This is a genomic window from Roseomonas sp. CCTCC AB2023176 (assembly GCF_042259275.1).
In the GTDB taxonomy this organism is placed as follows: domain Bacteria; phylum Pseudomonadota; class Alphaproteobacteria; order Acetobacterales; family Acetobacteraceae; genus Roseomonas.
In genome coordinates this window covers 746,532-772,339 of record NZ_CP170086.1, presented here as the reverse complement: position 1 = coordinate 772,339, position 25,808 = coordinate 746,532, and the positions used below count along the sequence as shown (strand labels likewise).

Below are 25,808 nucleotides of genomic sequence, written 5' to 3'. Positions count from 1 at the left end.
ATCCCGTTCAGCCCTTCGCGGCCGGGGTCACGGGGCCGACTTCCGGCCCGTGCGGCGGCTCGTTGCGGGTCTTCCACAGCGACAGCGCGATCGAGCCGACGATGATCGAGCCCGTCAGCATCAGCGCGTATTCCACCGGCACCGCCTTCCCGCCCGCGAAGTAGTTCGCGAGCATCTTGGCGCCCACGAACATCAGCACGATCGAGAGGCCGTGCTTGAGGTACTTGAAGCGGTGGATGACACCGGAGAGGGCGAAGTACATCGCGCGCAGGCCGAGGATCGCGAAGACGTTCGCGGTGTAGACGATGAACGGATCCGTCGTGACGGCGAAGATCGCGGGGATGCTGTCCAGCGCGAAGACGAGGTCGGTCAGCTCCACCATGATCAGGACGAGGGCGAGCGGGGTGAGGAAGAACTTGCCGCCCTCGCGCCAGGTGAAGCGGTTGCCCTTGTACTCGTCGGTGACGGGAAGGCGGGCGCGCATCCAGGCCAGGATCTTCTGGCCGCCGACCTCCTCCTCGCCTTCCGCGGAGACGGACTTCAGCATCTTCCAGCCGGAGTAGATGAGGAACAGGCCGAAGATGATCATGATCCAGTCGAATTCGCGCAGCAGCGAGGTGCCGACGAGGATCATCACCGCGCGCATGGCCAGCGCGCCGAGGATGCCCCAGAACAGCACGCGGTGCTGGTAGGCGGCGGGCACGCCGAACTTCGCGAAGAGCAGGACGAAGACGAAGATGTTGTCCACGCTCAGCGACCATTCGATGATGTAGCCGGTGAGGAACTCGAGAGACTTCGTCGTGCGTTCCTCCGGCGTCGCGCCGTAGGTCATGCGGAGGTAGACGAAGAAGGCGAGGGCCAGCAGGACGTAGATGCCGGACTTGATGAGGGCGGTGCGGACGGGCACCTCCTCGGCCTGGCCGTCGGCACGCTTCTTCGAGAAGACGCCGAGGTCGAAGAGCAGGATCAGGAGTACGCCGGCGTTGAAGACCAGCCAGAAGGTGGGTGACGCGCCCATGCGCGGTGGGTCCCTGTGTCTGGCGCAGTCGGGCCTTCGGGGGATATCGGGCCTGACCGCGCGCGTTGCACGCGATCCGACATCGCGCCGTGCCGCCTCGCCATTCCCATGCTGGACCGTTCCGGCCCGGGGTCAATGGCAGACGGCAGGCGCCAGAGGGGCCCGGATCTCTAGGCCTTAGTGCAGCAGCGCCGCCTGGGTTGCAAGCGGAAATGAACGAACGTCCATGTTTCCCGCCCTCCCCCATTGCCCGGGGCCGCGCGACGCGCCATGTGCCCCTAGGCGGCAGGGGGCCCGCGGGCCTAGTGTCCGCGCCGGAACACGGTGCCGGGCATCCGCCGGCCGCACACGGATTTTCGGGGCTTCACCATGGGTTCGTTCAGCATCTGGCACTGGCTCGTCGTCCTGCTCGTCGTGCTGCTCCTGTTTGGCAGCGGCAAGATCAGCGGGCTGATGGGTGACCTGGCCACCGGCATCAAGTCCTTCCGCAAGAACATGCGGGAGGAGGACGATGCCTCGATGGCGGCGACCACGACGCCGACCACGACGACGGGCAACCTGCCGGCGCCCGGAACCACGGGCCAGGCGGCACAGCCCGGCGCGACCCAGACGGTCGTCCGCCAGCCCTCCCAGCCCGTCTAGGGCCTCGTTTGAACCAACGCGCCGGTGCTCGCCGAAAGGCGGGCGCCGGCGTCGTGCGTGAGGGGGTCCGAGATGCGCCCGATCCCGGAGGATGCGGTCCGCGCGATCGTCGGCGCGGGGCGGCGGCTGGCCGAGCAGGGATGGGTGCCGGCGACGGCGGGCAACATCTCGGTACGGCTGGCGGGTGGGCGCGTCGCGATCACCCGGTCAGGCTTCCACAAGGCCTATCTGACCGCCGAGGCCGTGATGGCGGTGGACCTGGAGGGGCAGCCGGAGGACCCGACGCTCCGGCCCTCGGCGGAGACGGGGCTGCATTGCGGGGCCTATCGCCGCTTCCCGAATGTCGGGGCCGTGGTCCATGGCCATTCCGTCGCGAACACGGTGCTGTCCCGGGCGGCGGGGGATGCGATCGGGCTGGAGGGGTACGAGCTGCTGAAGGCCTTTCCAGGCCTGCCGACGCACGAAGCGGCGGTGGACGTGCCGGTGCTGGACAACGACCAGGACATCGCCCGCCTGCAGCGTGCGGTCGAGGCCCGATGGGACGGCATGGCGGCACGCGGGGGGGACATCCCTCCGGGCTATGTGATCCGCGGCCACGGGGCCTATGTATGGGCGCCCGACATGGAGGCCGCGCTGGCCCGCCTGGAGGGTCTGGAATTCATGCTGGCCTGTGAACTGGCCAGCCGAGGAGGGTTGGGGCGATGAGCCGGCTGATCATCCACGCCGCGGACACGAATGCCGTGGCGCTCGACACGACGGACAAGGCGGAGATCGCGCGGGAGCTCGGCGCGATCGGCGTGCGGTTCGAGCAGTGGCCCGTGGCCGCGCTGCCGCAGGGGGCCGACGCTGATTCCGTGCTGGCGGCCTACAGGCCACGCCTGGACGCCTTCATGGGCGAGACGGGGGCTGGGACGGCGGACGTCATCAAGCTTGACCCCTCGCACCCGATGAAGGACGCGATGCGGGCGAAGTTCCTGTCGGAGCACACGCATACGGAGGATGAGGTCCGCTTCTTCCACGAGGGCAGCGGCAACTTCGTGCTACACGTGAACGGGCGCGTCTACGACGCGCATTGCACGGCGGGCGACCTGATCTCGGTGCCGGCGAACGTGACCCACTGGTTCGACGCGGGGACGGCACCGAACTTCACCGTGCTGCGGGTCTTCACGGACACCACGGGCTGGACGCCGCACTACACGGGCACCGACATGGCGGAGCGCTTCCCCGCCGCCACGGCGGCCTGACCCGCCTGATGTCGGTCCGCCTGGTCCTGACCGACATCGAGGGCACGACGAGCGCCATCGCCTTCGTCAAGGAGACGCTGTTTCCCTACGCGGAGCGGGCGCTCGACGGGTTCCTGGCCGAACGTGCCGGCGAGCCGGAGGTCGCTGCCATCCTGGACGACGTGCGGGCGCTGGCGCCGGGGCAGGACCCCGCGGTGACGCTGCGCGGCTGGATGGAGCGGGACGAGAAGGTCACGCCGCTGAAGACGCTCCAGGGCCTGATCTGGCGGCAGGGGTTCGCGGGCGGGGAGGTCGTCGGGCACCTCTGGCCCGACGTGACGCCTTGCCTGCGGGCTTGGCGCGCGGCGGGGGTGCGGCTGGCCGTCTTCTCCTCCGGCTCGGTCGCGGCGCAGCGGCTTCTGTTCGGGCATTCGGTCGCGGGCGACCTGACGCCGCTGTTCGACGGGTTCTTCGACACGCGCACCGGCGCGAAGCGGGAGGCGGCGTCCTACGCCGCGATCGCCGCGGCGCTGGGCGAACGGCCCGGCGACGTGCTGTTCCTGTCGGACGTGGCGGAGGAACTGGACGCGGCGCGGGCCGCAGGCATGGCGACCTGCCAACTGGTCCGTGCGGCCGACGGTACGGCGGAGAGCGGGCGGCATCCGGCCTGCTCGATCTTCCCCGACGTGGCCACGCGCTTCGGCCTGCCGATGCCGGACGAGCCGGCACGCGACGCCGCCTGAACTTCTCCCGACCCCCTTGGGCCGGGATTTCCCGTCGCGACGCTTCCGGGCGCCCTGCCCGCCAGCGGCCCTCTTCCACCGCCCGCGAGCGGACCTGCACCCATGCTGACGACCTACACCCTGCGCGAGAACACCTGCGACGTGCGGGGCGGCCTGCTGGACGCGGCCGACGACCTGACGCATGCCGTCTGGATCGACCTGCTGAATCCGACTCCCGAGGAGGAACGGGCGGTGCAGGAGGCGCTTCGCCTGGAGATCCCGACGCGCGAGGAGATGCAGGAGATCGAATCCTCCTCTCGCCTCTACAAGGAAGGCGACGCGCTCTTCCTCACCGCGCCCTTCCTCTACGGCGCGGACGAAGGGGAGTATGATTCGACGAACATCACCTTCGTGCTGGCGCCGACGGTGCTGGTGACGGTGCGCTACGCGACGCCCAAGGCGTTCTCCACCTTCGCGTTGCGGGTGAAGAAGCAGGCGGGGCCGCTGCTGCGCACGCCGGACGGCGTGATCCTGCACCTGTTCGAGCAGATCGTGGACCGACTGGCCGACATCCTGGAACGCACCAGCGCGGACATGGACCGCGCGAGCCAGACGACGTTCCGCAACGCCCGGCACACGGGCATCAAGGCGAACCGCCGCGACGTGGACCTGCGCAACGCGCTGATCACGCTGGGCCAGGTCGGCGAGGTGACGAGCCGCGCGGGGGATACGCTGCTCGGCCTGACGCGGATCATGACCTTCGTCGGCGCGGAGAAGGCGAACGCCGTGCGGAAGGAGAACCAGGCGATGATCAAGACGCTGGTCCGCGACATCCGCTCCCTCGGCGAGCACGCGAATACGATGAACGCCAAGGCGCAGTTCCTGCTGGATGCCGTGCTCGGCATCATCGGCATGGACCAGAACGGGATCATCAAGACCTTCACCGTGGCGTCGGTGGCGCTGATGCCGCCGACGCTCGTCGCCTCGATCTACGGGATGAACTTCAAGCACATGCCGGAGCTGGACTGGGTGGCGGGCTACCCTTGGGCGCTGCTGCTGATGGTGGCCAGCGCGGTGCTGCCGATCCTCTTCTTCAAGCGGAAGGGGTGGCTGTAGGACGCCGCGGCGCCGGCGCCGCCTGGGCCCTCCCCCGCCGCGGGGCGGCGGGGTAAGGAAGGCGGACGTCCAGACCACGGAAAAATCCGCATGAACCTCGCCCGCTTCCCCCGCATCCGCCTCGGCCACATGCCGACGCCGCTGGAGCCGATGGAGCGGCTGACGAAGCACCTGTTCCCGAACGGTGACGGGCCGACGCTCTGGATCAAGCGGGACGACGCGACGGGGCTGTCCACGGGCGGGAACAAGACGCGGAAACTGGAATACCTCATGGCCGATGCGGTGGCGCAGGGCGCGGACGTCGTCATCACGCAGGGCGCCACGCAGTCCAACCATGCGCGGCAGACGGCGGCGGCCTGTGCCAAGCTCGGGATCGAGTGCCAGATCCTGCTGGAGGACCGGACGGGCTACACCGACCCGGCCTACACGCAGTCGGCGAACGTGATGATGGACCGGCTGCACGGCGCCTCCATTTCCCGCCGTCCCGGCGGCGCGGACATGCAGGCGGAGATGGAGGTCGTCGCCGAGGACCTGCGGAAGGCGGGGCGCAAGCCCTACGTCATCCCGGGCGGCGGCTCGAACCCCGTGGGCACGCTGGGCTACGTGACTTGCGCGCTTGAGCTGGTCAACCAGGCGAACGAGATCGGGCTGCGCATCGATCACCTCGTGCACGCGACGGGGAGCGCGGGCACGCAGGCCGGGCTGGTCGCGGGGCTCGTCGGGCTGAACTCCGGCATCAACCTGCTGGGCATTGGCGTGCGCGCGCCGCGGGAGAAGCAGGAGGCGAACGTGCTGGCGCTGGCGCAACGCACCGCGGACCACATCGGGCTGCCGGCCGGCACGATCCGGGCGGAGCACGTGCGCGCCAACTGCGACTACGTGGGCCAGGGCTACGGCATCCCGACCGAGGGAATGGTCGAGGCGATCAAGCTGCTGGCGCGGATGGAGGGCATCCTGCTGGATCCCGTCTATTCCGGGAAGGGCATGGCGGGGCTGCTGGACCTGCTCCGCAAGGGGCAGTTCAAAACGGGCGAGAACATCGTGTTCCTCCACACCGGCGGGCAGGTCGGGCTGTTCGGCTATCCCGACGCCTTCGACCTGCCGCGGGACTGAGGGCGCGGGCCGTGCGGCTTCGCCACCTCGCTGCCTCGCTGCTGGCGATCGCGCTGGCGGCCGGGCCGGGGGCAGCGCCGGCGCAGGACGGGCGGATGGCGCCGGCCCTGGACTTCCTGGTGCAGTCGAACTGCATCGACCCGTCGGGGCGGGTCGTGCCGGGCCTCCTGCCGACGGAGCCGCGCTGCACGCATCGCCGGCCGGTGCGGGAGGGCGACCCTCTCGGCTACCGCAAGCATGACTGGCCCGCGACGGCGCAGGCGGGCGCGCTGCCGCAGGGCTATCAGGCCTCCGATGCCTATCTCGCGACGCTGCTCGGCCGGCAGGTCGCGGTGATGACCTTCGATTTCGGCGCCGATGCCCGGCGCGCCTTCGGCCGCTTCGATCCGGGCGCGGATGGTGGCGACGCGGCGGTGGTGCAGGGCGACACCGCAGTCGCGCTCCTGACCGAGGATGGTGGCGGCGGGGTGCAGTGGTTCATCGGGCCGGCCTGCCGCACGGGGGCGCTGGCGCCGGGGTGGCTGTTCTTCGGGCCGGGCGACGGGCAGGCGATCGCGGAGTTGGGTATCGCTCGTTCGCCCCGCGCCTGCCCGGCGGGGTTTTCGCGCGCGCTGACCCGTTGGACCCGCCAGACCATCGACATGCCCGCGCTCGCCTCGGGCCGCCCCGCCGGGCGGTTCCGCGCGGAGATGATCGTCAGCGACCATTTCAGCCATCCCGACCCGGCGGCCAGCCATCACCTCGAGCGCTTCTGGTTCGCGCGCGGCCTGGGGCGGGTGCGGTGGGAGCGCTGGCAGAACCCCGCGCAAGCCGGCGCGGAGCGGGAGCGCTGGGAGGCGCAGGGCCGCTGGCTCGCCGGCACGGGACGCTGCCCGGAGGTGGAGGGCGGCGGACCGCCCGCCCCGGGCTGGGTGCTGGTGGATTGCCGGAGCTGGACGAACTTCGTGCCGGCGGATGGCGTGTCGCGCCCGGCGGCGTGGCCGACGCTCGAGGCCAACCGGTAGGGCAGTATCAGCGGCGGCTGGTCGGGGGCAGGGGCGCGCGGCGTCGTCGAAGGCGGCCCAGGGATCGGGGCGCAACAGGCGGTCGGGCAGGGTGCGGATGGTGAAGGCGTGGGGGTCCAGGGCCTCCGTCACCTCCTCCCAGGCGAGGGGCGTCGAGACGGTGGCGCCGGCGCGCGCGCGCGGGGAATAGGCGGCGACGGCGGAGGCCTCGCGCGCGTTGCGGCCGTAATCCAGATAGATGCGGCCGGGGCGGGCGGCCTTGGCAACGCTGACCGTGAAGCGGTCCGGCATCTCCCCCGCCAGCGCCGTGCAGGTGGCCTTGGCGAAGGCGAGCAGCCGCGGCCAGGTCGCGCCTGCGACGGGCGCCACGACGTGCAGGCCCTTGCCGCCGGTGGTCTTGCAGAACGGGGTCAGGCCGGCGGCGGCCAGGCGTTCGCGGCAGAGATGGGCGGCGCGGACGACCTCGGCGAAGGGGACGTCGTCTCCGGGGTCGAGGTCGAGCACGAGGCGGTCGGGTTGCGCGATGCGGTCGCCGCGCGCGGGCCAGGGGTGGATTTCCAGGATGTTGTACTGGGCAAGGGAGAGGAGCGCGGCGACGTCGTTCGCTGCGAGCCAGGGTTTTTCCTCGTCGCGCGTGCGGATCGGCCTGAGGTCCCGTGGCGTGCCGCGGGAGGCGTGGCGGAGGAAGAAGGTGGCCGCGCCGATGCCATCGGGCGCGGAGAGGAGGGAGAGCGGGCGGCCTGCGATCCAGGCGAGCAGGCGCGGGGCGACGGCGACGAGGTAGTCGGCGAGGGCGCGCTTGGTGATGCCGTCCTCGGGCCAAAGGCGCTTTTCGGGGTGGGTGAGGCGCACGCCCTCGATCGTGGCGGGCGGGCTGTGGTCCTTCGGGGCAGGCGGTCGCTTCGGCCTGGCTGTGGCCCTGGGCTTCGCGGGCGCCGGTTTCGCGGGCTTGCCGCCGAGGTCCTCGAGGGTCTTGCCAGACTTCACCGAGGTGTCGGCGGCGAGGAAGGCCTCGGCCTCGCCGGGCCGCGCGGCCTCGTCGTCATCCTTCACAAGCAGCCATTGCTGCTTCGGGTTCCTCCCGCGCGGGCGCATGCGGATGAGGTGCCAGCCGCCCGTCATGCGGTCGCCGTGCAGGGTGAAGGACAGGCGGCCGGCTTCCAGGTCCTTCGCGGGATCGGTGCCGCCCGGTTCCCAGGTGCCGCTGTCCCAGAGCAGGACGGTACCGGCCCCGTAACCCTCGGCGATCCTGCCCTCGAAGTCGGCGTAGTCGAGCGGGTGGTCCTCGACCTGCACGGCCAGACGCTTGTCTGCGGGATCGGGGGAGGGGCCGCGGGTGACGGCCCAGGATTTGAGGACGCCATCGAGTTCCAGGCGGAAGTCGTAGTGCAGGCGGGTCGCGTCGTGCTTCTGGACGACGAAGCGGAGCGCCTTGCCGCGGCGACGCGCGACCGTGCCGCGCGGTTCGGCGGTGCGGGCGAAGTCGCGCTTGGCGTGGTAGTCGGAAAGGGCGCCGGCCATGACGTGGCGGGAACGTTTGCTCCTGCCTCGGGTTCCGCCGCATGCCCTCGCAGCGTCGGAGGCAGCATTGTTACGGGTCCGGGTGAGGGCTAGGCTCGATCAGACGCGGGAGTAAAAACAATGTCTCGCATGACAAGGCGAAACCTCGGCTCGCTCGTTCTCGGGACAGTGCTTGCTTCCGGCGACGCCGTGTCCCAGCCGCGGGATTGGCCGACGCGCCCGATCCGCATGATCGTGCCCTACGGCCCCGGCGGCGCGACGGATACGTTGATCCGGCTGTGGGGCGCCCGTCTCTCCACGATCCTCGGCCAATCCGTTCTCATCGAGAACCGTCCCGGCGGCAACACGGCGATCGGGGCTGAAGTCGTGCTGAGGGCTCCGCGCGACGGGCACACCCTGTTCTTCGCGGGGGGAGGCGCGTTCCTCTCGGCGCCGCTGCTCCAGGCCCTGTCCTACGACCCGTTGCGCGAGTTCCAGGGCGTTTCGATCGTCGGCAGCAACGGCATGCTGATGACGGTGAACCGGGACATCCCGCCCCGCGACCTCGACGGTTTCATCGCCTGGGCGCGGGCTAACCCCGGTACGGTCAACGCCGCCTCCTCGTCGCTCGGCACATCAAGCCATCTCGCACCCGTGCTCCTGGCCCAGCGGGCGGGGATCGACATCACCGTCGTGCCCTATCCCGGCTTCCCGCAGATGCTCGGCGACCTCGTCGGTGGGCGGGTGCAGGCGCTGTTCGGAAACCCCGCCGACATGCTGCCACACGTGCAGTCCGGTTCCCTGCGGGCTCTGGCCGTGACGTCGGAGCGGCGAATGCCGCAGCTTCCCGACGTACCCGCACTGGCGGAGCGCTATCCCGACGCGGTCTTCACGACCTGGAACGGGCTCTTCGCCCCCGCCGGCACGCCGCGGCCCGTGATCGAGACGCTCGCGCGGCACATGACGGAGATCGGGCGCGAGCCGGAGATGCGGCGGCGCCTCGCCGACCTCGGGATCGATCCGGACGAGAGGACGCCGGAACAGGTCGACGCGACGCTCCGTCAGGAAGCGCCGATCTACGCGACCCTGCTGCGGGCCTCGGGCCTGGGGCGCGCGGGCTGATGTTCCGCGTCGGAACCCTGCCGGAGCCGATCGCGCCGGAGCGGCTGGCGCGGCTGGCACAATGCGAGACCGCGACGATCGGGCACTTCCTGCATTCCGGGTTCATGGACCCGGCGATCACCGCCGTGATCCCCGGCCGGCGGGTCGCCGGCACGGCCGTGACGGTCCTCGTCCCGCCGGTGGACGGGACGATCAACCACTACGCGGTCGGGCATGCGCGGCCCGGCGATTTCCTCGTTCTCGACCGGGCCGGGGACCACCGGCACGCCGGCTGGGGCGGGGTCGTCGAAGTGGCGGCGCATGTCGCCGGCGTGGTCGGCGTGGTGGTGGACGGGACGGCGACGGACTTCGAGGAGATCCGGCATATCGGGCTGCCCGTCTGGTGCCGCGGTCCCTCCCCGATCACGCTGAAGCGGCTCGGCCTCTCCGGTTCTTTCTGCGTACCCGTGTCCTGCGGCGGGGTCGCGGTGAACCCCGGCGACGCGATCCTTGCCGATGAGAGCGGGATCGTTGTGTTGCGGCCTGATCAGCTGGACTGGGTCACCGACGAGGCACTGCGCCGGCAGGAGCGCGAGCCTGCCCTGCTCGCCCGGCTTCGCGCCGGCGAGCGGCTCCATGACATCACGGGCGCCGGTGCGCAGGTCGAGGCCAGCATCGTTCGGGTGTGAACGGCCAGGTGTGGGTGGCTTGGGGCGGCCCGCATCCCCGGGGTGCTACGCCGTGACCAAGGCCCCGTGCAGGGAGCGGATGACGGCTTCGGCCTGCTTGATGCCGTCCACCGCGGCCGAGAGGATGCCCCCCGCGAAGCCCGCGCCCTCGCCGGAGGGGAAGAGGCCTGGCGTGTTCAGGCTCTGCCCGTCATCGCCCCGGCGGAGGCGGAGGGGGGAGGAGGTGCGGGTTTCGACCGCCGTCATCACGGCGTCGGCCATGGCGAAGCCGGGGATCTGGCGTTCGAAGGCCGGCAGGGCCTCGCGGATCGCGGCGACCGCGAAGTCGGGGAGGCAGAGCGACAGGTCCGTCGGCGTCACGCCGGGGAGGTAGGAGGGCACGACCTCCCCCAACTCCGTGGATGGCCGGCCCGCCAGGAAGTCGCCCACGCGCTGAGCGGGGGCGCGGTAGTCACCGCCGCCGGCGTGGAAGGCCGCTTCCTCCCAGCGACGCTGGAACGCGATGCCGGCGAGCGGGCTGCCGGGGTAGTCGCGTTCGGGCGTGACGGAGACGACGATGCCGGCATTCGCGTTGCGCTCGTCGCGCCGGTACTGGCTCATGCCGTTCGTGACGAGGCGGCCGGGCTCGGAGGCCGCGGCGACGACGCGGCCGCCGGGGCACATGCAGAAGGAATAGACCGAACGGCCGTCGAGGCCCCGTTTACCAGCATGGGGGTCGCGGCAGTGGTGGACGATCTTGTAGTCCGCGGAGCCGAGCAGCGGGTGGCCGGCCTGCGGGCCGAAGCGGCAGGTGTTGATCAGGCCCTGCGGGTGCTCGATGCGGACGCCGATCGAGAAGGGCTTTGCCACCATGTCCACGCCGGCCTCGTGGAGCATCGTAAAGGTGTCACGGGCCGAGTGGCCGACGGCCAGCACGACGTGGTCGGCTTCCAGCACCGTGCCGTCCGACAGTCGCAGGGCACGGATGCGGCGGTCGGCGTCCAGCTCCATGCCATCAACGCGCGTGTCGAAGCGGTAGGTGCCGCCGAGCGCCTCGATCTTCTCCCGCATGGTCTCAACGACGGTGACGAGGCGGAAGGTGCCGATATGCGGCTTGGAGACGTAGAGGATTTCATCGGGCGCGCCGGCTGCGACGAGTTCCTCCAGCACCTTGCGGATGCGGTTTTCGCTATCGCCGATGCCGGACCAGAGTTTTCCATCCGAGAAGGTGCCGGCGCCGCCTTCGCCGAACTGCACGTTGGCCTCGGGATTCAGGATGTTCCGGCGCCAGAGGCCCCAGGTGTCCTTCGTGCGTTGCCGGACGATCGGACCGCGCTCGATCAGGATGGGGCGCAGGCCGATCTCGGCGAGGATGAGCGTCGAGAAGAGGCCGCAGGGACCCGCGCCGATGACGACGGGGCGGTGGCGCAGGGACGGGGGCGGCGCGGGCAGGCGGTAGGAGGTGTCCTTCGCCATTCCGACCTTCGCGTTGGGGCCGAGGCGGCGGAGCACGGCGTCCTCGTCCTCGACCTCCGCGTCCAGCGTGTAGACCAGCATGATCGCGCCGCGCTTGCGGGCGTCGTGGCCGCGGCGGAAGACCGTGACGTCGCGTAGCGCGGCATCCGGCACGCCGAGGCGCGTGCGCGCCGCGTCCCGGATCGCCTCGGGTGCATGGTCCAGCGGGAGCTTGATCTCGTGAAGTCGCAACATCGTCTGCGGGTATATGGGGCGCGGCGTTCGCGGACTCAAACGCTTTGCGCGGCACACCAGCCCGACGACCAGGCCCACTGGAAGTTGTAGCCGCCGAGCCAGCCCGTGACGTCCACGGCTTCCCCGATCACGTGCAGGCCGGGCACATCCCGTGCGGCCAGGGTCCGCGGGTCCAGCGCGCGCGTATCCACGCCGCCCGCCATGACCTCGGCCTTCGCGTAGCCTTCCGTGCCCGCGGGCTTGAGCGTCAGCGCGTTGAGGAAAGCGGCGACGTCGCGCAGTGCGCGATCCGGCAGCTCCCCGACGGGACGGGCGAGGTGGGCGAGGCGGGTTTCCGCCAGGCCGTTCGCGAGGCGGGCGGGGAGGTGTTCGGCCAGCACCGTGCGGGCCTCCGCGCGCGGCCGGTCGCGCTTGCGGGACAGCAGCCAGGACGCGGCGTCGGTGCCGGGGAGGAGGTCGAGCGTGATCGGCGCTCCGGTCGCGAGGTAGGACGAAACCTGCAGGATCGCGGGGCCGGAGAGGCCGCGATGGGTGAAGAGCATCGCCTCCCGGAAAGCCGCGCGCCCCGTGCGCGCCTCGACGGGCAGGGAGACGCCCGCAAGGGGGCGCATCAGCGCCAGCCAGTCCTCCCCGAACGTCAGGGGAACGAGGGCGGGGCGCGGCTCCACCACGGCCAGGCCGAAGCGGCGGGCGAGGTCGAGGGACAGGCCCGTCGCGCCCATCTTCGGGATGGACAGGCCGCCGGTCGCGAGCACGAGCGCCGGGGCGGTGAAGGCTCCGTGGTCCGTCTGCACGGTGAAGGCATCGGCGCGGGAGACGTTCGTGATCCGGTGCCCGGCGCGCAGGTCCACGCCGCCGGCGTCGCATTCGGCGCGCAGCAGCGCGACGATCTGGCGGGAGGAGCCGTCGCAGAACAACTGGCCCAGCGTCTTCTCGTGGTGGGCGATGCGGTGGCGGTCCACCAGCGCGATGAAGTCCTGGGCGGTGTAGCGGGACAGGGCGGACCGGGCGAAATGCGGGTTGGCCGAGAGGAAGCGGTCCGGGGCCGTGTCGCGGTTGGTGAAGTTGCAGCGCCCGCCGCCGGAGATGAGGATCTTCTTCCCGGGCTCCTCCGCATGGTCCAGCAGCAGCACGCGGCGGCCGCGTTGCCCCGCGGAAGCCGCGCACATCATCCCCGCCGCGCCGGCGCCGAGGACGATCGCGTCGTATCCCGTCATCCCATCAGGCGCTTCAGCAGCGACAGCGGCGCCTTGATCGGCGGGTAGCGCATCGGCGGGTCCACGCCCGCGGGCTGCCGGAAGATCGCGCGCTGGTCGGAGAAGGCGTCGAACCCCGCGCGGCCGTGGTAGCGGCCCTGGCCGGAGGCGCCGACGCCGCCGAAGGGGAGTTCCGGCACTGTCGCCTGCACCAGCGTGTCGTTGACGCAGACGCCGCCGGATCGGGTGGCGGCGGTGACGCGGTCGGCCAGGGCGCGGTCGCGGGTGTGGACGTAGACGGCGAGCGGGGGCGGGGCCGCGGCGATCTCGGCCAGGACGGCGTCGAGTTCGCGGTAGGGGATGACCGGCAGGATCGGGCCGAAGATTTCCTCCCGGCGCAGGGCGGGGTCGGCGTCGGCCAGGATCGTTGGCGGGATGTGCAGCGCGGCCTCGTCCGCCATGCCGCCGTGTAGGACGCGGCCCGCGTCCAGCATGTCCCGCAGACGCGTGAACTGGCGGGCGTTGACGATCCGCTGCATCCCCCGCCCGTCGGGGCCGTAGAAGCGGGTCAGCGTGTCGCGCAGCGCGGCGGTGAGGGCGTCGAAGCTGCTCTCCTCCACCCAGACATGGTTCGGGGCGAGGCAGGTCTGGCCGGCGTTGAGGAACTTGCCCCAGGCGATCCGGCGCGCGGTCACGGCCGGGTCGGCGCTGGCATCCACGATGCAGGGGTTCACGCCGCCGAGTTCCAGCGTGACCGTCGCCAGGTTCTTCGCCGCGGCCTCCGCGACCTGCCGGCCGATGCCGGTGGAGCCGGTGAAGAAGACGTGGTCGAAGGGCAGGACGGTCAGCGCGCGCGCGACCTCCGGCCCGCCGGTGACGCAGCGGACATGGTCCGGATCGAAGGCGCGCTCGATCAGGCGGGCGATGGCGTCGGCGGTGGCGGGCGCGAGTTCGGAGGGCTTCAGGACGACCGCGCAGCCCGCCGCGACCGCGCTGACGAGGGGCATGAGGCAGAGTTGCGCCGGGTAGTTCCATGGGCCGAGGATCAGCGCGACGCCGCGCGGCTCGGCCACGACGGAGGCGCGGCCGGGCAGTTGGAACCAGCGCACCCCCACACGCCGCGGCGCCATCCAGCCGCGGAGCTTCCGGAGCGCCACGGCCAGTTCCTGGCGGACCAGCATGATCTCGGACGCCCAGGCCTCGACCGCTGGCTTGCCGAGGTCGGCGTGCAGCGCCGCAAGGAGGTCGGGTTCCGATGCTTCGAGCGCGTCGCGCAGGCGGATCAGCGCGGCCCGGCGCGCGGCCTCGGGGCGCAGCGCGCCGGTGCCGAGGTGCGCGCGAAGCGCATCGAGGATCGCGCCATGCGCGGGCGGGGCGGGGCCGTCCATGGGCCCGGCGTTATCCGGCGGCCCGCCGCGCGTCCAGCATCAGATGCCCGGGGCGGGGCGGACCGTGCCCAGGCAGGGGCCGAAGCCAATCGTCGCGAAGCCCTCGCGCCGGCCCCGGGCGTGCAGCGCGACCTCGTCCCCATCCTCCAGGAAGCGGCGTTCCTCGCCGGAGGGAAGGCGCACCGGTTCCTTGCCACCGCGGGAGGTCTCGAGGAGCGAGCCAAGGCCGGTCGGATCCGGCGCAGAGAGGGTGCCGGTGCCCAGCAGGTCGCCCGGGTGCAGGTCGCATCCGTTGCAGGCGTGGTGCGTCACGATCTGCGCCGCCGTCCAGTACATGTGGCGCATGTTGGACAGCGACAGGCGGTGCGGGGGCAGGCCGGCCTCGCGCATCTTCGGCGTGAGGATGGTGATCTCCAGTTCCAGGTCGAAGGCGCCGGTGGCCTGGTCCGCGCCGTCCGACAGGTAGGGGAGCGGCGCCGGATCGCCTTCGGCCCGCGGCGCCTGCGCGATCCGGAAGGGCGCGAGGGCCTCAGGCGTGACGACCCAGGGCGAGACCGTCGTGAGGAAGTTCTTCGCCAGGAAGGGACCAAGGGGCTGATACTCCCAACCCTGGACGTCGCGCGCGGACCAGTCGTTGAGAAGGCAGTAGCCCGCGACGTGGTTCGGCGCGTCGCCGATACGGATGGGCGTGCCGAGATCGTTTCCCGGGCCGATCCAGATGCCCATCTCCAATTCATAGTCGAGGTTGCGGCAGGGGCCGTAGGACGGCGTGGGATCCTCCGCGCGCTTGCGCTGGCCGTTCGGGCGCGTGACCGGCGTGCCGGACAGGCGGACGGACGACGCGCGGCCGTGATAGCCGATCGGGACGTACTTGTAGTTCGGCAGCAGCGGATTGTCGGGGCGGAAGATCTTCCCGACATTCGTCGCGTGGTGGATGCCGACGTAGAAGTCGGTGTAGTCGCCGATCCGTGCGGGCAGGTGCAGCGTGACATCCGACGAGCGGTGCAGCAGGTGCGGGCGGGGCTGCGTGCCCTCGGCCAGGAGGTGCGACAGTTGCGCGCGCAGCGCACGCCGTGGACCCGCGCCGAGACCCATGAGGCCGTTCAGCGTGCCGTCGGCCGTCGCTTCCACGGCGCGCGCGGCCTCTCCGGCGAGGAGGCCGAGGCGCAGCGCTTCCGTCAGGTCCAGGATGTCATCGCCTATGGCGACGCCGGCGCGTGGCGACCCGCCGCTGACCGAGAAGACGCCGAGCGGCAGGTTCTGGATCGGGAACTCGGCGTGGCCGTTGGCGGAGGCGACCCAGGAGGTGAGGCCGGGGTCATGCGTGGCATCGGTCGTCGTCATGCGTGTCCTCTGGCGCGAAAAGGGCCGGGATCGTGCGGACCCCGGCCCCTGGCATGGTTCGGCGCGTCGTTCAGGGCTTCGTCGGGTCGAAGTGCCGGCGGATCGGGGCACCGTAGTTCGTGTAGTCCCGCTGGAACTGCGGGCACTCCGCGGCGAACCGCGTCACCTTCTGCGGAAACCGCGTCTCGAACATGAAGGCCAGCGTGCCTTCCAGCTTGTGCGGCTTCAGGTCTGCGTTCAACGCCTTCTCGAACGCGTCCATGTCCGGGCCGTGCGGCAGCATGCTGTTGTGCAGCGAGAAGCCGCCGGGGACGAAGCCGCCGCCGGTCTTGGCGTCGTAGACGCCGTGGACCAGGCCCATGAACTCGCTCATGACGTTCATGTGGTACCAGGGCGGGCGGAAGGTGTTCTCGGCCACGAGCCACCGCTCGGGGAAGATGACGAAGTCGATGTTCGCCGTGCCCGGTGTCTCGGAAGGCGAGGTCAGCACCGTGAAGATGGACGGGTCGGCGTGGTCGAACAGGATCGGGCCGACGGGTGAATACTTCCGCAGGTCGTACTTGTAGGGTGCGTAGTTGCCGTGCCACGCCACGACGTCGAGCGGCGAGGCGCCGATCTCCGTGCGCCACAGCTTGCCGCCCCACTTGACGTAAAGCGCGGTCGGGACCTCCCGGTCCTCGTAGGTCGCCTCGGGCGTCAGGAAGTCGCGCTGGTTGGCCAGGCAATTGGCGCCGATCGGGCCGCGCTCCGGCAGGGTGAAGGCGCCGCCGTAGTTCTCGCACAGGTAGCCGCGGGCGGGGCCGCCGGTGAGCTCGACGCGGAACTTCACGCCGCGGGGGATGACCGCGATCTCGCCCGGCTCGATCCCGATGATGCCGAATTCGGTGTGGAGGCGCAGGTCGCCCTGCTGGGGGACGAAGAGGAGCTCGCCGTCGGCGTTGTAGAAGACCTCGTCCTCCATCGAGCGGGTGATGAGGTAGACGTGCGACCCCATCCCGGCCATGGCGCAGGCATCGCCCGCGGTGGTGATGGTGCGGATGCCCTCCAGGAAGGACACCGGCTGCTCCGGCAAGGGGATCGGGTCCCAGCGCATGGGGGCGAGCGGCAGGTCGACTTCCGCCACGGGGGCGGTGCGCCACAGGCCGATTTCCGCCGGCTGGAAGGCGCCCCAATGCGCGACGGTCGGGCGGATGCGGTACAGCCAGGACCGCTCGTTCGTCGTGCGCGGGGCGGTGAAGGGGGAACCGCTCAACTGCTCCGCATACAGCCCGTAGGCCGGCCTCTGCGGGGAGTTGCGGCCGACCGGGAGGGCGCCGGGCAGGGCCTCCGTCTCGAAGCCGTTGCCGAAGCCGGACAGGTAGCCGGGGTGGAGCTGCGTCGCGGCCCGGGCGTTTCGTGTGCTTTCGGGGCAAAGGGAGACGTTCAAGGGCGGAACCTCCTGGCTCGGGCTGGCGGCCGGGCGGGAACGATTATATCATCTCATATGAGATGAAAAGCACGGCCCGCCAACCCCTCATCCTCGGTGACTTCCTCCCCTACCGGCTTTCCGTCGTGACGGAGGCGGTCTCACGCCTCTTTGCGCAGCGCTACGAGGAGCGGTTCGGCCTTTCCATCCCCGAATGGCGGGTGATGGCCGTGGTCGGCGAGGCGCCGCCGCGCGCGACGCAGGAGGTCATCGAGCGGACGGGAATGGACCGGGTGAAGGTGTCGCGCGCCGCCATCCGGCTTGCGGACAAGGGCCTGCTGGCGCGGCAGGCGGACCCGGCCGATGCGCGGGCGCATCTGCTGTCGCTGACGGAACAGGGTGAGGCGACCTACCGGGCCATCGTGCCGCTCGCGCGCGACCTGCACGCGGCCCTCGCGGCCGGGCTGACGGAGGAGGAGCAGGCCGCGCTGGACCGAATCCTCGGCAAGATCGGCGAGCGGGCGCGGGCGCTGAGCGGCGCGGCCTGATCCGCGCCGCGGGCCGTCAGGCGGCGCGCCGGGCCGCCTCCCGCCGCAGAAGCCGCCCGGCCGGCGTGTCGCTCGCGCCAGCAGCGTGGGTGTAGACGGACTGCCCGTTCACCCAGGTCTCGACGATGCCGTCGGCGACCTGCTTCGGCTCGGTGAAGGTCGCGCGGTCGCGCACGGTCGCGGCGTCGAAGAGGACGAGGTCGGCGAAGGCGCCCTCCCGCAGCACGCCCCGGTCGGGGATGCCGAAGACCACGGCGGTGCGGCACGTCATCTTGTGCACCGCCGTCTCCAGGTCGAGCAGGCCGAGGTCGCGGCTGTAGGTCCCCAGCACCCGTGGGAAGGTGCCCCAGAGCCGGGGATGCGGGTGCTTCGCCAACGGCCCGCCATCGCTGCCGATCATGGAAAGCGGGTGGGCCATGATGCGGCGGATGTCCTCCTCCGCCATGTTGTGGAAGACGCCGCCGCCGGGCATCAGCCGCGCCGCCGCCTCCTCCGCCGTCACGCCCCATTCGGCCGCGAGTTCGAACAGGTCGCGCCCCGCGGCTTCCGGGTGCGGGACGGAGGTCGTCACCGTCACCTTCACGTCCGGGCGCGGCTTGCGTGCGCCGAGCGAGGTGGAGGAGGCGGTGTAGGGATACATGTCGAAGGCGACGGGCCAGTCCGCCGCGTGCCGCTCGATCAGCGGCAGCGTCTCGCGGGACCGGCCATGGTTCTCGGGCTGCGCGCATTTGTGGTGGGAGATGACGACGGGCACACCCACGGCGCGCCCGATCCTCACCGTCTCCTCGATGCTGTCCAGCACATGGTCCGCCTCGTCCCGCATGTGCGTCACGTAGAGGCCGCCGGTCCCGCGCAGGGCTTCGGAGACCGCGATGACCTCGTCGGTCGGCGCGTGCTTGCTCGGCGGGTAGAAGAGGCCGGTGGAGAAGCCCGCGGCGCCCTCCGCGAGCGCCTGCGCCAGCATCGCGCGCATCCGCTCCGCCTCCCCGTCCGTCGCGGGGCGGTCGAGGTCGCGGCCCATGGCGCCGACGCGGAGCGACATGTGGCCGATGAGGGCGAGGGTGTTGACGGAGGACGGGTTGGTCCGCAGCCGGTCCGCATAGGCGGCGAAGGAGTCGAAGATCCACCAGTCCGGCGCGCAGACGCCGTCGAGCGGCGGCGGCGGTCGCTCGGCCATCGGCACGGGCGCGAGGGAGATCCCGCAATTCCCCACGACCACTGTCGTGACCCCCTGCGACGTCTTGCAGAGCATGCAGGCCGGGCCACAGAGCACGGCCTGGTCGTCATGCGTATGGGCGTCGATGAAGCCGGGCGAGACGACACGGCCTTCCGCCATGACCTCCCGGTCCGCGGACAGGCCGCCGAGATCACCGATGGCGGTGATCCGGTCCCCTTTCACGCCGACATCGGCCCGCCGCCTCGGCCCGCCCGTGCCGTCGATCAGCGTGGCGTCCCGGATGATGAGGTCACAGCGGAGGGCCATGGTGCCGTCCTTCCCGATGAGATGAGCCCGATGAGATGAGCCCGATGGGATGAGCCCGATGGGATGAGCCCGATGGGATGAGCCCGATGGGATGAGGATGCGGCGGGACGCCGGGTCCGCCAAGCGGGCCACGCACGCGATGCCACGCACGCGACGCCATGCACGCGAGGTTTGACTCTACCGGTTCCGCTGCGGAACGCTGCGCCCAACCCGTCCGGAGATGCTGCACGATGCGCCGCCGCCACCTCTTCCTCGGCACGGCCGGCGCCCTGGCCGCGCCGCGGATTGTCGGTGCGCAGAGCGCGGCGTCCCGGACCGTGCGCTTCGTGCCACAGGCGGATGTCGCGGTGCTCGACCCCGTGGTGACGACGGCGACGGTCACGCTGGTGCACGGCATGGCGGTCTTCGACACGCTCTACGCCACGGACGCGGAGTACCGCGTGCAGCCGCAGATGGTGGCGGGGCACGTGATCTCGGCCGATGGGCGCGAGTGGAACCTGACCCTGCGGGAAGGCCTGCGCTTCCACGACGGGGAGCCGGTGCGGGCGCGCGACTGCGTCGCGTCCATCCGCCGATGGTGGGCACGCGACAATTTCGGCGGCGAGTTGATGGCTGCGACGGACGAGCTGTCGGCGCCGGACGACCGCACCATTCGCTTCCGCCTGAGGCGTCCCTTCCCCCTGCTGCCGCGCGCGCTGGGCAAGGTGACTTCGCCGATGCCCGCGATGATGCCGGAGCGGCTGGCGAGCCTCGATCCCGCGCGCCCGGTGCCGGAGGTGGTGGGCAGCGGTCCCTTTCGCTTCCTCTCGGCCGAGCGGGTCTCCGGCGCTCGCCTCGCCTACGAACGCTTCGCGGGCTACGTGCCCCGGCCGGACGGCGCGGCCAGCCGGACGGCCGGGCCGAAGGTCGCGAACATCGAGCGCGTGGAGTGGCACATCCTGCCGGATCCCGCGACGGCCGCGGCCGCCTTGCAGCAGGGCGAGGTGGACTGGCTGGAATATGCACCCCCCGATCTCCTCCCCCTCCTGCGCCGACGGCGGGACGTGACGGTGGCGGTGACGGAGGAGTCCTCGCTCTCGACGCTGCGCCTCAACCACCTGCATCCGCCCTTCGACAACCCGGGCGTGCGCCGCGCGATCCTCGGCGGCGTGGACCAGGCAGCCTTCATGACCGCCGCCTTCGGTGAGGACCGATCCACCTGGAGCGACCGCGCCGGCGTCTTCCTGCCAGGCACGCCGATGGCGAGCGAAGCGGGGATGGAGGTTCTGACGGGGCCACGCGACATGGCGAAGGTGCGACGCGAGCTCGCCGCGGCGGGATACCGCGGGGAGAAGGTGCTTCTCCTGCAGCCCAACGACTTCCCGCTGATCAAGGCCCAGTGCGAGGTCGCGGCCGACCTGTTCCGCCGCGCCGGGATGACGGTGGACGTCTATGGCGCGGATTGGGGCAGCGTGACGACCCGCCGCGCGTCACGGGAACCGGTGGAGCGCGGGGGCTGGTCGGCCTTCGTCTCCGGCTTCTCCTCCGGCGGCGTGCTGGACCCGGTGGCGCATCTGGGCCTTCGCGCGAACGGGGCGGGCGCCTGGTTCGGCTGGCCGGACAGCCCCCGGCTGGAGGCGCTTCGGCAGGACTGGATGGTCGCGCCGGACGAGGCGTCGCAGCGGCAGATCGCCGAGGCGATCCAGGTGCAGTTCTGGCAGGACGTGCCATACGCGCCGATCGGGCAGTACTTCCGGGTGATGGCGCACCACCGGAGCCTGGGCGGCTTCCCTGTCGGCATGTCAGCCTTCTGGAACGTGCGGCGGGGCTAGGCGCGTCCCCGTGCGCTGCGGGTCGGCTTGACCAGATGCTCGACGAAGTTGCGCAGTTCGATGCTGCGCCGAGCGGGATCGGCCACCTGTTCGTCCAGGCCGAGTTGCCACGCCACGTCGCGCCGCGCGGGGTCGTGGTGCAGGGCCGCGACCCGCGCGGCGTAGGTCTCCACCGCCCGTTCGTCGAGTGCGAGCCCTGACTCCCTCAGGTCGTCCACCTGGCGCCGCAGCGCGGCCGCGATGTCGGAGAGCGGCAGTTCCGGATGGTACTGCACGCCCCAGAAGACGCCGCCTCCGTGCCGGATCTCTGCGGCCTGCACGGAGGTGACGCGGTTGCCGGCGAGGGCGGTCGCGCCGTCGGGAAGGCGGTCCACCTCGTCGGAATGGATGGCGGGGGCGTCCCAGGCGCGCGGGCGCCCGTCCAGCAGCGGGTGGGCGGTCCCCGCCTCCGTCCGCGTGATCCGCCGTGCGAAGCCTGCCTCATAGCCTCGCCGGTTGGACCGGACCGTTCCGCCGGCGGCGGCCGTCGCGACCTGCAGGCCGGCGCAGGAACCGAAGGCAGGGGTGCCCGAGGCGAAGACGGCGCGCATGAAGGCGACCTGCCGCCGGACCTCCGGCGATCCTCGTACACATGCAGCGGGGAACCCGTGAGGAAGACGGCGTCGTAGCCTTCCAGCCCCGCGCGGTCTGGCGCCTCCGTCCCGTCCTCCGCGGGCCGGATCAGGTCGAGCGTGGCGCCGGGAACGAGCGTGCGGAGGGTGTCGAGGTAGGTCTCGCCGCTGCTGCGCCCGACGCTCGCCCGCCGGGCCTCGCGCGCCGCCGGCATCTCGCTCTCGGCGACGAGGAATCGGAAAGGCCGAGTCACGTGCGGTTCTCCGGCTCGTCCTCGGTCGGGATCTCGCAGCGGTTGTGGATGGCGGTGGCGGCGACGGCGGCGTGGCCCATCGCGACGACCACCTGGTCCAGGCCGCGCACGATGGCGCCGGCGGCGTAGAGGCCGGGGACGGTGGTCTGGTTGTGGTCGTCCACGATCAGGGCGCCGGCGTCGTCGTGCTCGGCGCCGAGCGCGGTCGCGAGGCCGGAGCGCAGCGTCAGGCCGAGAGCGGAATAGAGGACGTCGAAGCCGTGCCGCGCGCCGCCGGCCTGCACCGCGGCGATGCGGTCGCCTTCAATCTCCAGCGCGGCGACGGGTTCCTCCACCACGCGGATGCGGTGCTCCGCGATCCGGCGCCGATCCTCCTCCGTCAGGTCCAGGGACTTGCCGAGCGTCATCAGCGTGACATCGCCGGAATAGGTTCGGGCGATGAAGACGGCCTCGCCGAGGCCGCGCGTACCGTGGCCGACGACGCCGATCCGGCGGCCCCGCGCCTCGTAGCCGTCGCAGATCGGGCAGTAGCGGATCAGGCCGCGGCGGATCGCGCCTTGCAGGTCGGGGAGGTCGGGTTCCACGTCCTGCGCGCCGGTCGCCAGCAGCACGCGGCGGGCGCGGAGGTGGCTCGGCGCGCCCTCCGCCTCGACGTGCGCGGTGAAACCGCCTGCCTCCTTCGTCAGCGCGGTGACGGAACCACGGAGCGGCACCGCCCCGTAGCGCCCGGCATGGTCGCGCGCGCGGCCCAGGATCTCGGCGCCGCCGATGCCCTCGGCGAAGAAGGGGATGTTGTGGCTCGTCGGGATCCAGGCGGCGCGCGGGTCGCCTTCGTCCACCAGGGCGAAGCGGCGGCCGAAGCGGGCGAGGTAGAGCGCGGCCGTCAGCCCCGCGGGACCGCCGCCGATGACCAGCGCGTCCAGTGCCTCCTCCGGATCGTGGGTCGGGCCCGTGGTGAAGGTCATGCCGCGGTCCTCCTGCCGCGCGCTGCCTGGCAGGCGGCGTGATCCCCGCGCATCAGCCGGGGGTCGCGTGCACGGCGAAGCCACCCGACGGGATGGCCAGCGCCGGGAGGGTCGCGCCGAGGTCCCGCTCGCCCGCCGCCCAGTGGGCGGAGAGGGCGCGCGCGGCATAATCGAACCCCTTCTGCGGCCCCTCCTCTCCCGGTCCGGGATGGTAGCCGAGGAGGAGGATCGTCACGTCCCCCGCCCGCTCCCCGCCCAGTTCGGCGATGCGGGCGCGGAGGGCGTGTTCGCGCCGCGCGTGGTCGAGCAGCAGCATGCTCTGGTTGCCGAAGATCAAGTCGCCTGCCCGCGCCACGGCGCCGAGCAGGCCCGAGGGCCGCGCCCCGGCGCGGGGAAGAGGTCGCTCGCGATGACGAGCAGGTCGCCCGGCGGCGGGGCCCCGAGGACGAGGTCGAGCGGGAGATTGCAGGACAGCCCGCCGTCACCGAGCAGCCGGCCCTCCACCGCCAGGGGCGCGAAGAGGGGCAGGAGAGCGCAGGAGGCCACGACGTGGTCCGGCCCGATCCGGTCGCCACGCGCCGTGTCCCAGGTCACGCGCTCACCTGATACGAGGTCGGTGGCGGCGAGGCTGACGCGGATGTCGCCGCCGTTCAGCCGGCCGAAGTCCACGGTCTCCGCCAGGAAGCGATGGAGCGGCGACAGGTCGTAGAGGCCGGGGAAGGGGTCGGAGGGCAGGTTGAGCCGCGGCCGGAACAGGCCGGGCCGGCCGAACAGTCCGGTGCGCGCGGCCGCCGACCAGGTGAGGGCGCGGGCGAGCGGGATGGGCGCGCCGGGGAGGTCGGGCAGCGCATCGGTCAGGGCGTCCCAGAGGCGCCGCAGCGCCGCGACGCGGTCCTCGGGCGCGCTGCCGGCCAGCACCGCGGCCGTCACGGCGCCGATCGAGCAGCCCGCGACGTGGTCGGGCAGGGGGCCGCCCGCTTCGGCCAGGGCGGCATAGGCCCCTGCATGATAGGCGCCGAGCGAGAGGCCGCCCGAGAGGACGAGGGCGGTGGTGCGTTGGGTCATGGGAATCCGGGCGTCGCGCCCAAGAAGCGCCGCGGGCCCGAACGGTTGCCGGCCGGTCGGCCGAAACCTGGTGACCCCTGCCGGCGCGGGGCTACCGGGTCAGCCCGGAGCGGCTTCGCGGTAGTGGGACAGGTCGAGGTACTTCATCGGATCGGTCAGGCGCGTCCCGGGCGGTCCGAACTCCGACCGCAGGGCGAGGACGGTGCGGATGCCCTCCACGTCCACAGCCGCGCGGCGCTCGAAGCCACCCGTGGGGTGAAGGAGGATACGGGCGGAGGCCTCGGCGACCTGGGGCGACATGGTCGGGACGTTCTTGCGCAGGATCTCCTGCGCCTCGGCGCGGTTGGACGGGTCGTAGAGCCAGGCCAGGGCGTCGATCGTGCCGCGGATGTAGCCGACCGCCTCGGCCTTGTGGGACGCCAGCCATTCCCGCCGCGCCGCGCCGACCAGGCCCTGGTAGTGGCCGAAGGCGCCTGCCGCATCGGCGAGGACGCGGAAGCCGCGCGCCTCCGCCAGCGCCTCGAAGGGGGAGATGAGCATGGTGCCCGCGTGCTGCTTCGCCAGCAGAGCCTCGAACCGCTGGAGCACGCCGCCGGCGCGGACGTAGCGCACGTCCTCGTCCCGCAGGCCGTTCTGCTGGAGGAGCTTGCGCAGGACGAAGGCGTAGCCGGTGGTCAGCGCGTCCACCGAGAGGTCCTTGCCACGCAGGTCCTCGAAGCGGGCGACCTCCGGCACGGTGACGAGTTTCAGGAAGCCGTTGTCGCCGCCGACGAAGACGGCGAGGTCGGACGGGCGCTGCGTCGGGCCCTCGCCCTGGCCCTCCATGTAGGCGATGACGTTGTCCACGGCGGTCATCGCCACGTCGAAGCGGCCGTCGATGAGGTGCGTCAGCTGGAAGACGGAGTTCGGCGTGGGCGTGACGTTCACGCGAATGCCGTGGCGGGCGAAGAAGCCCTTCTCCTGCGCGACCCAGATCGGCCAGTTGAAGCCGCCGGGGAAGACGATGACCTCGACGGGGCGGAGGTCGCCCGTCGTCGTGCCTTGGGCCAAGGCGGACACGGCGAGGGACGCGCTGAGGCCAGCGAGGAGGACGCGGCGGGTCGGGTCGGGCATGGGGTTCCTCCGCGTGCCGCGTCTCGGGGCGGCGCCGCGGGAAAGGCTAGGGCCTGCCGCGACGCGCGGCCAAGCGCCGGATGCGTTTCCGTCGGCGGCCGCCGGCGCCGGGAGGTCGCGGTGCCCTCAGAACGTCTCCGTTCAGGGCCGCACCGCAACCTCATGCGACCAGACCGAGCGGGGCTGGCGCAGGACGGCCATGTAGGTCTCGGCGATCGCGCCGGGGTGCAGGAGTGAATCGTTCCCCGGATCCGGCCGCGATGCCGAGGCGATGCCGCCGTCGATCACGAAGTGGCAGACATGGATGCCCTTGGGGTGCAGTTCGCGCGCGAGGCTCTCGGCCAGGCCGCGCAGCGCGAACTTGCCCATCGCGAAGGGGGCGGAGTTCGGATAGCCCTTCACGCCGGCGGAGGCGCCGGTCAGCAGGATAGCGCCGGTGCCGCGGGGGAGCATCCGCCGCGCGGCCTGCTGCGCGACGAGGAAGGCGCCGAAGGCCGAGACCTCCAGCGTACGCCGTACGGCCTCCGGCTCCAGTTCCGCCACGGGGCCGCGGACGCGGTACGAGGCGTTGTAGGTTACGACCTCCGGGGAGCGACCCTCGGCGTCCAGGGCCGCGAAGAGCGCGGCGACGGCGGCGGGGTCCGCGGCGTCGCAAGCGTGCAGGGTGGCGCCGGTTTCCGCCGCGATCGCGCCGAGCTTTTCGATGTTCCGCGCCGCGAGCGCGACGCGATGCCCGGCGGCGGCCAGGGTGCGCGCGAGAGAGGCGGAGAGGCCCTGCCCGGCGCCGACGATCAGGGCATCGGGCATG

The 25,808-nt window shown here is 71.9% G+C and carries 24 protein-coding genes; 10 read left to right on the top strand and 14 right to left on the bottom strand.

Annotation, left to right across the window (positions count from 1 at the left end):
- Positions 1-7: 7 nt before the first annotated feature.
- Positions 8-1,018, bottom strand: a complete 1,011-nt coding sequence (locus ACE7GA_RS03860; protein ID WP_376095885.1) for a TerC family protein — start codon at positions 1,016-1,018, stop codon at positions 8-10.
- A gap of 369 nt (positions 1,019-1,387) precedes the next feature.
- On the opposite strand from ACE7GA_RS03860, the gene ACE7GA_RS03855 reads away from it, so the two are divergent.
- From ACE7GA_RS03855 to ACE7GA_RS03830, 6 genes are all read left to right on the top strand, one after another.
- Complete coding sequence (locus tag ACE7GA_RS03855; protein WP_376095882.1) at positions 1,388-1,660, top strand: twin-arginine translocase TatA/TatE family subunit; 273 nt, start codon at positions 1,388-1,390, stop codon at positions 1,658-1,660.
- A gap of 72 nt (positions 1,661-1,732) precedes the next feature.
- Entirely contained in the window at positions 1,733-2,365 is a 633-nt protein-coding gene (locus tag ACE7GA_RS03850; RefSeq protein ID WP_376095879.1) for a methylthioribulose 1-phosphate dehydratase, read from the top strand.
- Complete coding sequence (locus ACE7GA_RS03845) at positions 2,362-2,904, top strand: acireductone dioxygenase (protein WP_376095876.1); 543 nt, start codon at positions 2,362-2,364, stop codon at positions 2,902-2,904. Before ACE7GA_RS03850 ends, ACE7GA_RS03845 begins: the two co-directional genes overlap by 4 nt.
- An 8-nt stretch (positions 2,905-2,912) precedes the next feature.
- Positions 2,913-3,626 (top strand): acireductone synthase, encoded by a 714-nt coding sequence (gene mtnC / locus ACE7GA_RS03840; protein ID WP_376095873.1) that lies wholly within the window; start codon positions 2,913-2,915, stop codon positions 3,624-3,626.
- Positions 3,627-3,728: 102 nt separating this feature from the next.
- Positions 3,729-4,721, top strand: a complete 993-nt coding sequence (locus ACE7GA_RS03835; protein ID WP_376095870.1) for a magnesium transporter CorA family protein — start codon at positions 3,729-3,731, stop codon at positions 4,719-4,721.
- Positions 4,722-4,811: 90 nt separating this feature from the next.
- The gene (locus tag ACE7GA_RS03830) at positions 4,812-5,834 is read left to right on the top strand and encodes a D-cysteine desulfhydrase (protein ID WP_376095866.1); all 1,023 of its coding nucleotides are present in this window, start codon (positions 4,812-4,814) and stop codon (positions 5,832-5,834) included.
- Here ACE7GA_RS03830 and ligD read toward each other — a convergent pair.
- Positions 5,801-8,359, bottom strand: a complete 2,559-nt coding sequence (ligD, locus tag ACE7GA_RS03825; RefSeq protein ID WP_376095863.1) for a non-homologous end-joining DNA ligase — start codon at positions 8,357-8,359, stop codon at positions 5,801-5,803. The two genes, ACE7GA_RS03830 and ligD, sit on opposite strands and share 34 nt — an antisense overlap.
- A gap of 129 nt (positions 8,360-8,488) precedes the next feature.
- Between ligD and ACE7GA_RS03820 the strand changes: the two genes are divergently transcribed.
- A complete protein-coding gene (locus ACE7GA_RS03820; RefSeq protein WP_376095860.1) occupies positions 8,489-9,460 on the top strand; it encodes a Bug family tripartite tricarboxylate transporter substrate binding protein in 972 nt (323 codons plus the stop codon).
- Positions 9,460-10,128 (top strand): RraA family protein, encoded by a 669-nt coding sequence (locus tag ACE7GA_RS03815; protein ID WP_376095858.1) that lies wholly within the window; start codon positions 9,460-9,462, stop codon positions 10,126-10,128. Before ACE7GA_RS03820 ends, ACE7GA_RS03815 begins: the two co-directional genes overlap by 1 nt.
- Positions 10,129-10,173: 45 nt before the next feature.
- On the opposite strand, the gene ACE7GA_RS03810 is transcribed toward ACE7GA_RS03815, so the two are convergent.
- From ACE7GA_RS03810 to hmgA, 5 genes are all read right to left on the bottom strand, one after another.
- Positions 10,174-11,817: an NAD(P)/FAD-dependent oxidoreductase gene (locus tag ACE7GA_RS03810; protein WP_376095855.1), complete on the bottom strand. Its 1,644-nt coding sequence runs from the start codon at positions 11,815-11,817 to the stop codon at positions 10,174-10,176.
- A 35-nt stretch (positions 11,818-11,852) separates the two neighbouring features.
- Positions 11,853-13,034, bottom strand: coding sequence for an NAD(P)/FAD-dependent oxidoreductase (locus ACE7GA_RS03805; protein WP_376095852.1), 1,182 nt, complete (start codon positions 13,032-13,034; stop codon positions 11,853-11,855).
- Positions 13,031-14,401 (bottom strand): aldehyde dehydrogenase family protein, encoded by a 1,371-nt coding sequence (locus tag ACE7GA_RS03800; protein ID WP_376095850.1) that lies wholly within the window; start codon positions 14,399-14,401, stop codon positions 13,031-13,033. The genes ACE7GA_RS03805 and ACE7GA_RS03800 overlap by 4 nt, the downstream gene beginning before the upstream one ends.
- A 39-nt stretch (positions 14,402-14,440) precedes the next feature.
- Positions 14,441-15,745 carry a fumarylacetoacetase gene (fahA, locus tag ACE7GA_RS03795; RefSeq protein ID WP_376095847.1) on the bottom strand — a complete coding sequence of 435 codons (1,305 nt, stop codon included), beginning with the start codon at positions 15,743-15,745 and terminating at the stop codon, positions 14,441-14,443.
- A gap of 70 nt (positions 15,746-15,815) precedes the next feature.
- Entirely contained in the window at positions 15,816-17,171 is a 1,356-nt protein-coding gene (gene hmgA / locus ACE7GA_RS03790) for a homogentisate 1,2-dioxygenase (protein WP_376095845.1), read from the bottom strand.
- 62 nt (positions 17,172-17,233) lie between these two features.
- Here hmgA and ACE7GA_RS03785 point away from each other — a divergent pair, with 62 nt between their 5' ends.
- A complete protein-coding gene (locus ACE7GA_RS03785; protein ID WP_376095843.1) occupies positions 17,234-17,698 on the top strand; it encodes a MarR family winged helix-turn-helix transcriptional regulator in 465 nt (154 codons plus the stop codon).
- Positions 17,699-17,714: 16 nt separating this feature from the next.
- On the opposite strand, the gene ACE7GA_RS03780 is transcribed toward ACE7GA_RS03785, so the two are convergent.
- Positions 17,715-19,181 carry an amidohydrolase family protein gene (locus tag ACE7GA_RS03780; RefSeq protein WP_376095841.1) on the bottom strand — a complete coding sequence of 489 codons (1,467 nt, stop codon included), beginning with the start codon at positions 19,179-19,181 and terminating at the stop codon, positions 17,715-17,717.
- A 230-nt stretch (positions 19,182-19,411) separates the two neighbouring features.
- On the opposite strand from ACE7GA_RS03780, the gene ACE7GA_RS03775 reads away from it, so the two are divergent.
- Positions 19,412-20,992 carry an ABC transporter substrate-binding protein gene (locus tag ACE7GA_RS03775; RefSeq protein ID WP_376095838.1) on the top strand — a complete coding sequence of 527 codons (1,581 nt, stop codon included), beginning with the start codon at positions 19,412-19,414 and terminating at the stop codon, positions 20,990-20,992.
- Here ACE7GA_RS03775 and ACE7GA_RS03770 read toward each other — a convergent pair.
- The 6 genes from ACE7GA_RS03770 to ACE7GA_RS03745 all read right to left on the bottom strand — a co-directional run bounded on the left by ACE7GA_RS03770 (position 20,989) and on the right by ACE7GA_RS03745 (position 25,807).
- Positions 20,989-21,840, bottom strand: a complete 852-nt coding sequence (locus tag ACE7GA_RS03770; RefSeq protein ID WP_376100083.1) for a gamma-glutamyl-gamma-aminobutyrate hydrolase family protein — start codon at positions 21,838-21,840, stop codon at positions 20,989-20,991. The two genes, ACE7GA_RS03775 and ACE7GA_RS03770, sit on opposite strands and share 4 nt — an antisense overlap.
- A gap of 13 nt (positions 21,841-21,853) precedes the next feature.
- Positions 21,854-22,822: an NAD(P)/FAD-dependent oxidoreductase gene (locus ACE7GA_RS03765; protein ID WP_376095835.1), complete on the bottom strand. Its 969-nt coding sequence runs from the start codon at positions 22,820-22,822 to the stop codon at positions 21,854-21,856.
- A 52-nt stretch (positions 22,823-22,874) separates the two neighbouring features.
- Positions 22,875-23,138: a hypothetical protein gene (locus ACE7GA_RS03760; protein ID WP_376095832.1), complete on the bottom strand. Its 264-nt coding sequence runs from the start codon at positions 23,136-23,138 to the stop codon at positions 22,875-22,877.
- A 17-nt stretch (positions 23,139-23,155) separates the two neighbouring features.
- A complete protein-coding gene (locus ACE7GA_RS03755) occupies positions 23,156-23,887 on the bottom strand; it encodes a patatin-like phospholipase family protein (protein WP_376095829.1) in 732 nt (243 codons plus the stop codon).
- Between the two features lie 99 nt (positions 23,888-23,986).
- Entirely contained in the window at positions 23,987-25,000 is a 1,014-nt protein-coding gene (locus ACE7GA_RS03750) for an ABC transporter substrate-binding protein (RefSeq protein WP_376095826.1), read from the bottom strand.
- A gap of 141 nt (positions 25,001-25,141) precedes the next feature.
- A complete protein-coding gene (locus ACE7GA_RS03745) occupies positions 25,142-25,807 on the bottom strand; it encodes an SDR family NAD(P)-dependent oxidoreductase (protein ID WP_376095823.1) in 666 nt (221 codons plus the stop codon).
- Between the last annotated feature and the right edge of the window lies 1 nt (position 25,808).

Bases quoted from the DNA above. Each gene is read 5' to 3' on its own strand.
- ACE7GA_RS03860 (WP_376095885.1), bottom strand. From the start codon at position 1,018: ATGGGCGCGTCACCCACCTTCTGGCTGGTCTTCAACGCCGGCGTACTC.
- ACE7GA_RS03855 (WP_376095882.1), top strand. From the start codon at position 1,388: ATGGGTTCGTTCAGCATCTGGCACTGGCTCGTCGTCCTGCTCGTCGTG.
- ACE7GA_RS03850 (WP_376095879.1), top strand. From the start codon at position 1,733: ATGCGCCCGATCCCGGAGGATGCGGTCCGCGCGATCGTCGGCGCGGGG.
- ACE7GA_RS03845 (WP_376095876.1), top strand. From the start codon at position 2,362: ATGAGCCGGCTGATCATCCACGCCGCGGACACGAATGCCGTGGCGCTC.
- mtnC (WP_376095873.1), top strand. From the start codon at position 2,913: ATGTCGGTCCGCCTGGTCCTGACCGACATCGAGGGCACGACGAGCGCC.
- ACE7GA_RS03835 (WP_376095870.1), top strand. From the start codon at position 3,729: ATGCTGACGACCTACACCCTGCGCGAGAACACCTGCGACGTGCGGGGC.
- ACE7GA_RS03830 (WP_376095866.1), top strand. From the start codon at position 4,812: ATGAACCTCGCCCGCTTCCCCCGCATCCGCCTCGGCCACATGCCGACG.
- ligD (WP_376095863.1), bottom strand. From the start codon at position 8,359: ATGGCCGGCGCCCTTTCCGACTACCACGCCAAGCGCGACTTCGCCCGC.
- ACE7GA_RS03820 (WP_376095860.1), top strand. From the start codon at position 8,489: ATGACAAGGCGAAACCTCGGCTCGCTCGTTCTCGGGACAGTGCTTGCT.
- ACE7GA_RS03815 (WP_376095858.1), top strand. From the start codon at position 9,460: ATGTTCCGCGTCGGAACCCTGCCGGAGCCGATCGCGCCGGAGCGGCTG.
- ACE7GA_RS03810 (WP_376095855.1), bottom strand. From the start codon at position 11,817: ATGTTGCGACTTCACGAGATCAAGCTCCCGCTGGACCATGCACCCGAG.
- ACE7GA_RS03805 (WP_376095852.1), bottom strand. From the start codon at position 13,034: ATGACGGGATACGACGCGATCGTCCTCGGCGCCGGCGCGGCGGGGATG.
- ACE7GA_RS03800 (WP_376095850.1), bottom strand. From the start codon at position 14,401: ATGGACGGCCCCGCCCCGCCCGCGCATGGCGCGATCCTCGATGCGCTT.
- fahA (WP_376095847.1), bottom strand. From the start codon at position 15,745: ATGACGACGACCGATGCCACGCATGACCCCGGCCTCACCTCCTGGGTC.
- ACE7GA_RS03785 (WP_376095843.1), top strand. From the start codon at position 17,234: ATGAAAAGCACGGCCCGCCAACCCCTCATCCTCGGTGACTTCCTCCCC.
- ACE7GA_RS03780 (WP_376095841.1), bottom strand. From the start codon at position 19,181: ATGGCCCTCCGCTGTGACCTCATCATCCGGGACGCCACGCTGATCGAC.
- ACE7GA_RS03775 (WP_376095838.1), top strand. From the start codon at position 19,412: ATGCGCCGCCGCCACCTCTTCCTCGGCACGGCCGGCGCCCTGGCCGCG.
- ACE7GA_RS03765 (WP_376095835.1), bottom strand. From the start codon at position 22,822: ATGACCTTCACCACGGGCCCGACCCACGATCCGGAGGAGGCACTGGAC.
- ACE7GA_RS03760 (WP_376095832.1), bottom strand. From the start codon at position 23,138: ATGCTGCTGCTCGACCACGCGCGGCGCGAACACGCCCTCCGCGCCCGC.
- ACE7GA_RS03755 (WP_376095829.1), bottom strand. From the start codon at position 23,887: ATGACCCAACGCACCACCGCCCTCGTCCTCTCGGGCGGCCTCTCGCTC.
- ACE7GA_RS03750 (WP_376095826.1), bottom strand. From the start codon at position 25,000: ATGCCCGACCCGACCCGCCGCGTCCTCCTCGCTGGCCTCAGCGCGTCC.
- ACE7GA_RS03745 (WP_376095823.1), bottom strand. From the start codon at position 25,807: ATGCCCGATGCCCTGATCGTCGGCGCCGGGCAGGGCCTCTCCGCCTCT.